The 8,126-nt window shown below is 69.5% G+C and carries 5 protein-coding genes and 2 pseudogenes; 5 read left to right on the top strand and 2 right to left on the bottom strand.

Features of this window, described 5'->3' with window-relative positions; all coding sequences use genetic code 11:
- Window positions 1–243 precede the first annotated feature (243 nt).
- Together GJ633_RS11535 and GJ633_RS11530 are read right to left on the bottom strand one after the other, a co-directional pair.
- A complete protein-coding gene (locus GJ633_RS11535; RefSeq protein ID WP_156588946.1) occupies window positions 244–1,275 on the bottom strand; it encodes a phosphate uptake regulator PhoU in 1,032 nt (343 codons plus the stop codon).
- A 213-nt stretch (window positions 1,276–1,488) separates the two neighbouring features.
- A complete protein-coding gene (locus tag GJ633_RS11530) occupies window positions 1,489–1,893 on the bottom strand; it encodes a hypothetical protein (RefSeq protein ID WP_156588945.1) in 405 nt (134 codons plus the stop codon).
- Between the two features lie 157 nt (window positions 1,894–2,050).
- Between GJ633_RS11530 and aglJ the strand changes: the two are divergent.
- The 5 genes and pseudogenes from aglJ (at window position 2,051) to GJ633_RS11505 (ending at window position 7,746) form a co-directional block, all read left to right on the top strand.
- Window positions 2,051–3,120, top strand: a pseudogene (gene aglJ / locus GJ633_RS11525) (S-layer glycoprotein N-glycosyltransferase AglJ).
- A 120-nt stretch (window positions 3,121–3,240) separates the two neighbouring features.
- Window positions 3,241–4,347 carry an AI-2E family transporter gene (locus tag GJ633_RS11520; protein ID WP_156588944.1) on the top strand — a complete coding sequence of 369 codons (1,107 nt, stop codon included), beginning with the start codon at window positions 3,241–3,243 and terminating at the stop codon, window positions 4,345–4,347.
- A gap of 90 nt (window positions 4,348–4,437) precedes the next feature.
- Window positions 4,438–5,598: a cell division protein FtsZ gene (locus tag GJ633_RS11515; protein ID WP_156588943.1), complete on the top strand. Its 1,161-nt coding sequence runs from the start codon at window positions 4,438–4,440 to the stop codon at window positions 5,596–5,598.
- Window positions 5,599–5,722: 124 nt separating this feature from the next.
- Complete coding sequence (locus GJ633_RS11510; protein WP_321169048.1) at window positions 5,723–6,457, top strand: hypothetical protein; 735 nt, start codon at window positions 5,723–5,725, stop codon at window positions 6,455–6,457.
- Window positions 6,458–6,568: 111 nt separating this feature from the next.
- A pseudogene (locus tag GJ633_RS11505) lies at window positions 6,569–7,746 on the top strand (5-(carboxyamino)imidazole ribonucleotide synthase).
- The last annotated feature ends 380 nt before the right edge of the window (window positions 7,747–8,126 follow it).

Raw genomic sequence — 8,126 nt, 5'->3', positions numbered from 1 at the left:
GCCCGACCGAACTGCGACGGGGCCCCGAGCATCGCGAGCGTGCCGACGAGCGCGACGGCGCCCAACGCGAGCGCCACGCCGATCGCTTTGTCCGACTCGATGGATCTCTCGCTCATACCTCTGGCTTCGCGGGGCGCTACTTAGTTCATGCGAAGCCCGCGGGCACCGCCGTCCGGACGCAACACCGCCGTATCTCGCGACGCTCCGCGGCGTCCGTCCCGAGCGGTCTCGACGCGGAACTGCTCACGTGATCTCCACGTGCTCGGAGGCCTCGTTGAGCGCGAGGTTGGCGGCGATCTCGGCGTTCCGCATCGCGTACTCCGCGGTGTGCTGGAGGCTGACGAGCACCTCCCGGGTCATCAACAGCGTGTCGTTGTCGAGGTCGCCCGGCAGCTCGGCGAGGATCTCCTGTTCGCGGTCCTCGAGGCGGGCGAACAGCTCGCGACACTCGACCGTGAGGTCGTAGTCGCGCTCGACGACAGCCCGCACCGCGAGCGCGGTCAGCTCGTCCACCTGATCGGTGAACTCGCGGATCTGTCGCATCGTCGACCCGTCGACCTCGAGGCTGTGACCCTCCGCTTCCATCACGATTTCGGCGATGTCCTCGGCGTTGTCGGCGGTGAGTTCGAGGTTCTTCGCGACCGAGCGATAGCCGATCAGCGGGAACCCCTCTTCTAACCCCACCGCGCGAGCGAGGTTGGGGTTCTGGTACGCCGTGAAGATGAGCCGGAGCAGGAGCACGAATATCTTGTTCGCCTGCCGCTCGCGGTTGAGCGCACGCTGTGCGAGGTCGGGGTTGCCGTGCGCGAGCGCCTTCACGCCCTCGCCGCGCATCGTCGACCCCGTGTTCTCCAACCGTTCGAGCAGGTTGTCGAGCGTGAAGTCCTCCGGGTCGACGGAACACCGGATCGAGATGTCCGACGGCGTCTCCTCGATGACGCCGAGCCCCATCAGCTGCGTCTCGGCTTTGTACACCGCGTTGATGTGCTCGCTGTCGAGGGTGCCCTCGCTCTGGACGTGGATCACGCGACGGCCGAGCACGTACTGCGCGACGATCGCCCGCTCCAGCGACTGCGCGTCGAGCCCGTCCGCGTTGATCACCGCCTCCGATTCCTCCGTGCTCACCGACTCCGGTAGCACCGTGAGCGTCCCCTTGCCGCCCATGCGGAGCGACACCTCGTCGCCCTTGTTGACGCCGTGTTCTTTCGCCCACTCGGCGGGAAGGGTCATCGCCAGCGTCGACGGCCCCAGCCGTTGGACCTTCCGCGTTTCCATGCGTGACCGTATCGCGGGATAGACCTTAACCTTGTTCCTATGCTCATTATACGCTCGATCAAATATACAAGGTATTGTGGCCGTCTCGGATCGACCGATTTCGAGACCGATTCGCGCGCCCACGCGCGTAACTCGCCACGAGACAGGGGAAGAACAGGAGGGAAACAGGAGAAGATGGCGGGAACGGTCGAGATCGGACCCGAGGGTCGAGAATTACTCTGACTCGGGCGATCCGGGAGTAACTGGGTCGAACGATCGGAGGATCACGGCGAGCGCGCTCGCGAGCTCTTCGAATCGATCGATCTGTATCGAGTCGGTCGTGACCCACACGCCGTGTCCGTTGGCGATCACCCGGGTGAGGTAGCCGTTTTCGAACACGCGGACGGTGAACTGGTAGTCACCGAGCTGCGTGTTGGCGTACATCGACTGCGAGTGGAACCCGTGCCGCTCGTTTTCGGCGAATCCGACGAGGTCGGCAGTCCGGCTGAGGTCGCTACGGAGATACAGCTGTTCGACGTCGTCCTCGGTGAAGTAGGTGAGGCTGCGCAGTTCGTCGCCCGTCGCGGTCCGGGCAGCCGTGAGCAGTTCTTCGATCTGGTCGTCGGCTGGGCGTGGCATGATCCCACGATCCGTCGTGGGGTACATGAGCGTATGGGTGCCCGCAGCTATCGGGGCAGACGGTACCGCGGGGCGAGCGGTACCGACTCGCGGCGAGACGGATCCCGCCCACCGACGGAGGGACAGAGTTTAGCGACTGCCTTGACATGTCCCGGTCATGGACGAGTACGACGACGTCTGCGTCCTGCTGCCGACGATGGACGAGGTCGAGACCGTCGCGAGCGTCGTCGAGGCGTTCCGCGACGTCGGCCTCGACGACGTCCTCGTCGCCGACGGCGGGTCGACCGACGGCACGCAGGCGGCGGCCCGCGAGGCGGGCGCGCGCGTCGTCGAGCAGTCCGGACGCGGGAAGGGGCAGGCGGTCAGGGAGGCGGTCCGCGACCACATCGACGCCCCGTACGTACTCATGGCCGACGCGACGCGACCTACGACCCCGCCGACGCCGACGCGATGCTCGAACCCCTCTTCGAGGGGCGAGCCGACCACGTCATCGGGAACCGGTTCGCTGACATGCGCCCGGGCGCGATGACGCGGTTGAACCGGGTCGGCAATCGACTGTTCAACCTGGCGTTCCGACTGATACACGGGGAGTCGTACCGGGACATCCTCTCCGGGTACCGCGCGTTCACCCGCGAGTCCTTCCTGCGGCTCCACCTCACCGCCGACGGGTTCGGGATCGAGACCGAGATGGCCGTCGAGTGCGTCAAGAACCGGCTCGACGTCGCAGTGGTCCCGATCACCTACCGGGAGCGTCCCGGCGGCTCGGCGACCAACCTCCACCCGATCCGCGACGGCGGCGTGATCCTCCTCGAGCTGTACCGGAAGGCGAAGACCAACAACCCGCTGTTCTACTTCGGGAGCGTGGGCGCGCTGTCGACGGCGGCCGGGCTGGTCATGGCGATGTACGTCCTCTACCGCTGGGTCGTATACGGGGTCGGCCACAATATCATCGCCGTCGGCGCAGTCGGCGCCACGATCCTCGGGATCCAGCTGCTCATCTTCGGCGTGCTCGCGGACATGATCCTGTCGCTCCACCGCGAACAGGCCGCGCGGTTCGAGCACGGGAGGCCCGCTCGGACCGCCGGTTCCGCGAGAGGCGCGTCGCGAACGACCGAGATCGCCGCAGAGGCGGTCGACGACGAGGCGGAGGGAATCGACGACGAGACGGGGAGACCCGACGACGAGACGGCGCCGAGCGAGCGAACGGGGACCGCGGACGGCGACTGACACCGACGCTGACCGACGTCGAGAGCGTTGACAGACACCGACCGCGACTGACGCTGTGTGCGCCCGTCTCGGTCCGTTCGTGCCCAATAGTTTATGTCGGGTCGCCGAGACGGAGGTCGCATGGACGAGAAGCGGTTCGTCGTCGCCCTCTTCGGTCTCGCCGTCGCGTCCGTCACCGGGTACATCGCGTACCGGTTCGCCGCCCCGCTCACGGTCGCCGTCTTCCTCTACTACTCGACGCGGCGGTTCCACCGCGCGCTCCGACGCTTTCACCTCCCCGTCCGCGTCCGGGCCGTGACCTCCCTGGCCCTGATCGCGGTTCCGCTGATCGGTCTCCTGAGCTACACCCTGGTGTTGCTGCTGTTGGAGGCACGCCGGTTCGTCCGACAGTACCCGGTCACCGAGACGATCGGCTCGGAGAACTCGTGGATCGCCTCGCTCGCGGATCTCTCGAACCTGACGTTCGACGAGATCGTGACGGCGTACCGGTCGGGAGAGTTCGACCCCCTGATCGAGTTCGCCTCCGATCAGGCGTCCCTGCTGGCGAGCACCGTCTCCGGGCTCGCGCTCAACCTGCTCATCACCGTCATCGTCACCTACTACCTGCTTCTCGACGGGTCGCGGTTCCACGACTGGCTGTTGCAGTTCGACGACGACGCGGTCGTCAGGGAGTACCTCGAGGCCGCGGACGCCGAACTGGAGGCGGTGCTGTACGGCAACCTCCTCAACGTCATCGCGATCTCCGTCATCGCGGTCGCGACCTACTCTGGCTACAACCTGGTCGCCCCGGCGGGGGCGGAGGTGCCGTACCCGGCGCTCGCGGGGGCGCTCACCGGCGTCGCGAGCCTGATCCCCGTCATCGGGATGAAGATCGTGTACCTGCCGCTGGCGGCGGTCACCGCGGTGCCGCCGTTGCTCGCCGATGAGCTCTCGCTTCTCGTGTACGTCGTCGGCTTCCTCGCGGTGGTCGTCGTCGTGGTCGACACGATCCCCGACATCGTCCTCCGGCCGTACTTCAGCGGGAAGACCACGCACGTCGGCCTGCTCATGCTCGCGTACATCCTCGGTCCCGTCGTGTTCGGGTTCCACGGGCTGTTCCTCGCGCCGATCGTGCTCGTGTTGGCGCTCACGTTCGCGGACACGGCGCTCCCCCGACTGCTCGGTGTCGACCCGGACGCGCACGAATCGGGAGTCCCGCCGGACCAGCGTCGGCTCGACGAGTTCTAGGGGTGCTAAGCGACGCCGTGGCCCGTCGCGGCCACGGAGCGTGCGGCCGAGCCGAAGAGATAAACCCCCGCTCGACGACCGGGGGCACGTATGCGTGTACACGTCATCGGCCTCGGCGGTGCCGGGGGCCGGATCGTCGACCGCCTCGTCGCCGACCACGGGGACGAGCCGTTCCTGCAAGGGTGTAACGCGTTCGACACCGACGCGGACGCCCTCGGGTCGCTCCGGGCGCTCGAGGAGTCACGCCGGTACCGGTTCGGCGACGCGGCCGGCGGCGACGGCCTCGACGGCGACCTCCACGCCGGCCGGCGGCTCGGCGACGCCCACGCCAGCGAGCTCGGACGGGAGATGGACGACGAGAACCCCTCACTGGCGGAGGCGTTCCTGCTCGTCGTCGGCCTCGGGGGCGGGGCGGGCGCCGGGGTCGCGCCGGCGCTCGCCGAGGAGCTGTCGCGGCTCTACGAGCCGCCGGTGTACGCGCTCGGCGTGCTTCCGACGCCGGCCGAAACCGAGTCGGATTCGGAGCCGTCCGGCCGCGGAGCCGGTCGGGGGACGGAGGCGTCAGACGGACAGCCCGCACTCTCGCACCGCCCGCTCGCCGAGAAGAACGCGGCCCGGACGCTCGACGCGCTGTCGGACCGCTGTGCCGCCCTGTTCCCGTTCGACAACGCAGCGTGGGTCCGCCCCGGAGAGACGCTGATCGACGCCCGCGACCGGCTGAACGGCGTGTTCGCCGACCGGGTCGCGGCGCTGTTCGGCGCGGGCGAAGCCGCGGACGCCGAGTCGACGCCACAGCAGGTCCTCGACGCGAGCGACATCGCGCGCGCGGTCGGCGGCGACGGGGAGATCGCCGCGATCGGGTACGCGACTCAGGCGGTGGAGCCGCCGAAGGCGGAGTCGCGGTTCGGGTTCGGCCTGTTCGGATCCGACGAGCCGGCGTCGGTCGACGCGAGCGCGGCCGTGTCGGCGATCGAGACGACGATCCGGAAGGCGGCCCGCGGCAAGGGGACCGTCGAGGTGCCGGACGGGCGGGCCGACCGCACGCTGCTCGTGGTCGGCGGGCCGCCGGCGTGGCTCAACCGCGAGGCCATCGCCGACGGCCGCCGGTGGCTCGCCGAAGAGACCGGCTCCGGCGCGATCTTGAGCGGCGACGCGCCGGTTCCGGACGGCGACGAGGTGTTCGCGATCGTGTTGCGGTCGGGGATCGAGGAGCCGGCGCGGGTCCGGGAGATCCGGGCGTCGATCGAGTGATCACGCGCGCCGGTCGACGGCGGATCCGGACCCATCGCGTGGCCCGTCGCGGGGCGGACCCGAACCGACCACGTTCCCGTCGCGGACCCGAACCCGTTAACTCCTCGCGGCACCCAGTCCGGCCGTGACCACCCACGCCGACCTCGGGTTCGACTTCGACGTGCGCGACACGGACGCGATCACCGAGCGCCGCGACGAGGTCGTCGCCGCGGTTCGCGACCACGCCGACCGGATCGCCTCGCAGCTCGCGCGCCTCCAGGGGAGCGACTACGGTCGGATCGAGCTGTCGACCGCCGGCGGCGAGTGGACCGTGAAACACGAGGCCGGCGCGCTGGAGTTCCTGTTGTTCTCGCCGTCGTCGGGCCGTGACGTGTACGTGGTCTCGACGAAGCGACCGCCGGACCCCGAGCGACTCGCGGGCGCGCTCGACGACTACGCGAACCTCGTCGCCGCGTGGAACGACCACGTCGCGTCGCTGTCGGGCGTCCTCGACGACGTGTCGGCCGACTTTCCCGAGCCGGTTCCGACGGACGGCGTCGTCGCGGAGCGCGACCGGGTGCTGGACGCGATCCGCGAGGCCTGTTCGGTCATGGCCGGCGAGATCCACCGCTACGAGGGCGACGACTACGGGACGTTCACGGCCCGGGTCGACGGCGACCGCTGGGAGCTGAAGTGGGACGAGGGGACGGTCTCGTACCTCCGGGTCGGCGGCTCCGGCGGCTGTTACCTGCTCTCGCAGTACGAGGCGCCCTCGGCGGCGGACGTCCGCGCGTACGCCGATCGGTTCCGGGGATTCGTCGAGGCGTACAACGCGTTCGTCGCGGAGCTCGAGAGCGACCTCGCCGCGGTCGATCCGTAACGGGCAGGCGTCGCCGACGGACGCCTCCCTTTGAAGTTCCCCCACGATCGTGGCTATTCTGCCGTCCGATGTGGGAATATTTATCCACCAACGTCCGGTACGCGGCCGTGTATGTCGATCACCCTTCCGGGACCGACGCTCGGCGTCGTCGGCGGCGGCCAGCTGGGTCGGATGATGGGCGAGGCGGTCGCGCCGCTCGGCGTCGACCTCGTGGTGTTGGACCCCACGCCCGACTGTCCGGCGAGCCCCGTCGCGGTCGACCAGATCGTCGCCGACTTCGACGACCCCGACGGCGTCCGCGAGCTGGCGAGCCGCGTCGACGCGCTCACCTTCGAGATCGAGCTGGCGGACCCGGACCTGCTGGCCGCGGCGAGCGACGAGCACGACGTGCCGGTCCACCCCGACCCCGACACCCTCCGGACGATCCAGGACAAGCTGGTCCAGAAGGAGGCGCTCGCGGACGCGGGGATCCCCGTGCCCGAGTTCGCGGCGGTCGCCACCGCCGACGGGCTCGAACGCCTCGTCGAGGAGTTCGGCGGCGTCATGCTGAAGGCCCGCGAGGGGGGGTACGACGGCCGGGGAAATCTCCCGGTCGACGACCCCGCGGACGCCGCCGCCGCGCTCGACGCGGTCGGGGGCGACGCGATGGCCGAGCGGTTCCTCGACTTCGAGCGCGAACTCGCCGTGATGGGGCTGAAGGGCGCCGACGGCGAGACCCGGACGTACCCCGTGACCGAGACGGTCCACCGCGAGGAGATCCTCCGCGAGAGCGTCTCGCCCGCGCGGACCGACGACGCGGTCGCCGCGGAGGCGGAGCGGGTCGCCCGTGACGTGCTCGACTTACTGGACGGCCGGGGCGTCTACGGGATCGAGCTGTTCGAGACCCGCGAGGGCGAGGTGCTCGTCAACGAGATCGCGCCGCGCTCGCACAACTCCGGTCACTGGACGATCGAGGGCGCGCGCACCTCGCAGTTCGAGAACCACGTCCGCGCCGTGCTCGGCTGGCCGCTCGGCCCGACCGACCTCGTCGCGCCCGCGGTGACCGCGAACGTCCTCGGCGACGTGGAGGAGACGCAGCCGGCGATCCTCCGCGGCGTCGACGGCGTTCTCGCCGCCCCCGACGCGACCTCCACTGGTACGGCAAAGACGACGTGTATCCGCTGCGGAAGACGGGGCACCTGACGGTGACCGACGGCGGGGCAGACGGCGACGCAGATCAGACCGACCGCGACGCGCTGCTCTCGCGTGCGCGAGAACTCAGGGACGGACTGACGTTTCGGGACGACTAATCGGTGAGCGGCGACGACTGTTTCTTGGCGACGACTGGTTATAATCGATGTGCGGTGGCGCGTGCCTGCGAGCGCCCGGCGGGCGCGAGACAGCACGCGCGAGGGAGGCGGTGAGCGCTCGGAGAGCGCGAACCGCGAGGCTGGGGACGGCGTGAGGTGCTGTGCGGTGCCGTTCGGGTCGGGACCCAAAGGGGCAGCCGTGAGGGCGAAGCCCGGCGACGTAAGGACCGCAGACCGTGAATGAAGTGAACGGTCGAGGACCACAGCGAGCCGCGCGAGTCCTCACGGCTGGGGCTTTGGTGAGTGTTCTTCCCCGGTGGCCACCGACCCATCTCGAACGTCCCGAGTTCGCTCAACTATCCCTCTATCGTACCACTAGC

This window comes from Halorubrum sp. CBA1125, from assembly GCF_009742825.1.
GTDB lineage: Archaea > Halobacteriota > Halobacteria > Halobacteriales > Haloferacaceae > Halorubrum.
The sequence above is the reverse complement of the archived record's forward strand: the minus strand, read 5'-3'. Positions and strand labels throughout refer to the sequence as shown.

Excerpts from the sequence above, each read along its gene's own strand:
- GJ633_RS11530 (WP_156588945.1), bottom strand. The coding sequence starts at position 1,893 with ATGCCACGCCCAGCCGACGACCAGATCGAAGAACTGCTCACGGCTGCC.
- GJ633_RS11535 (WP_156588946.1), bottom strand. The coding sequence starts at position 1,275 with ATGGAAACGCGGAAGGTCCAACGGCTGGGGCCGTCGACGCTGGCGATG.
- GJ633_RS11520 (WP_156588944.1), top strand. The coding sequence starts at position 3,241 with ATGGACGAGAAGCGGTTCGTCGTCGCCCTCTTCGGTCTCGCCGTCGCG.
- GJ633_RS11515 (WP_156588943.1), top strand. The coding sequence starts at position 4,438 with ATGCGTGTACACGTCATCGGCCTCGGCGGTGCCGGGGGCCGGATCGTC.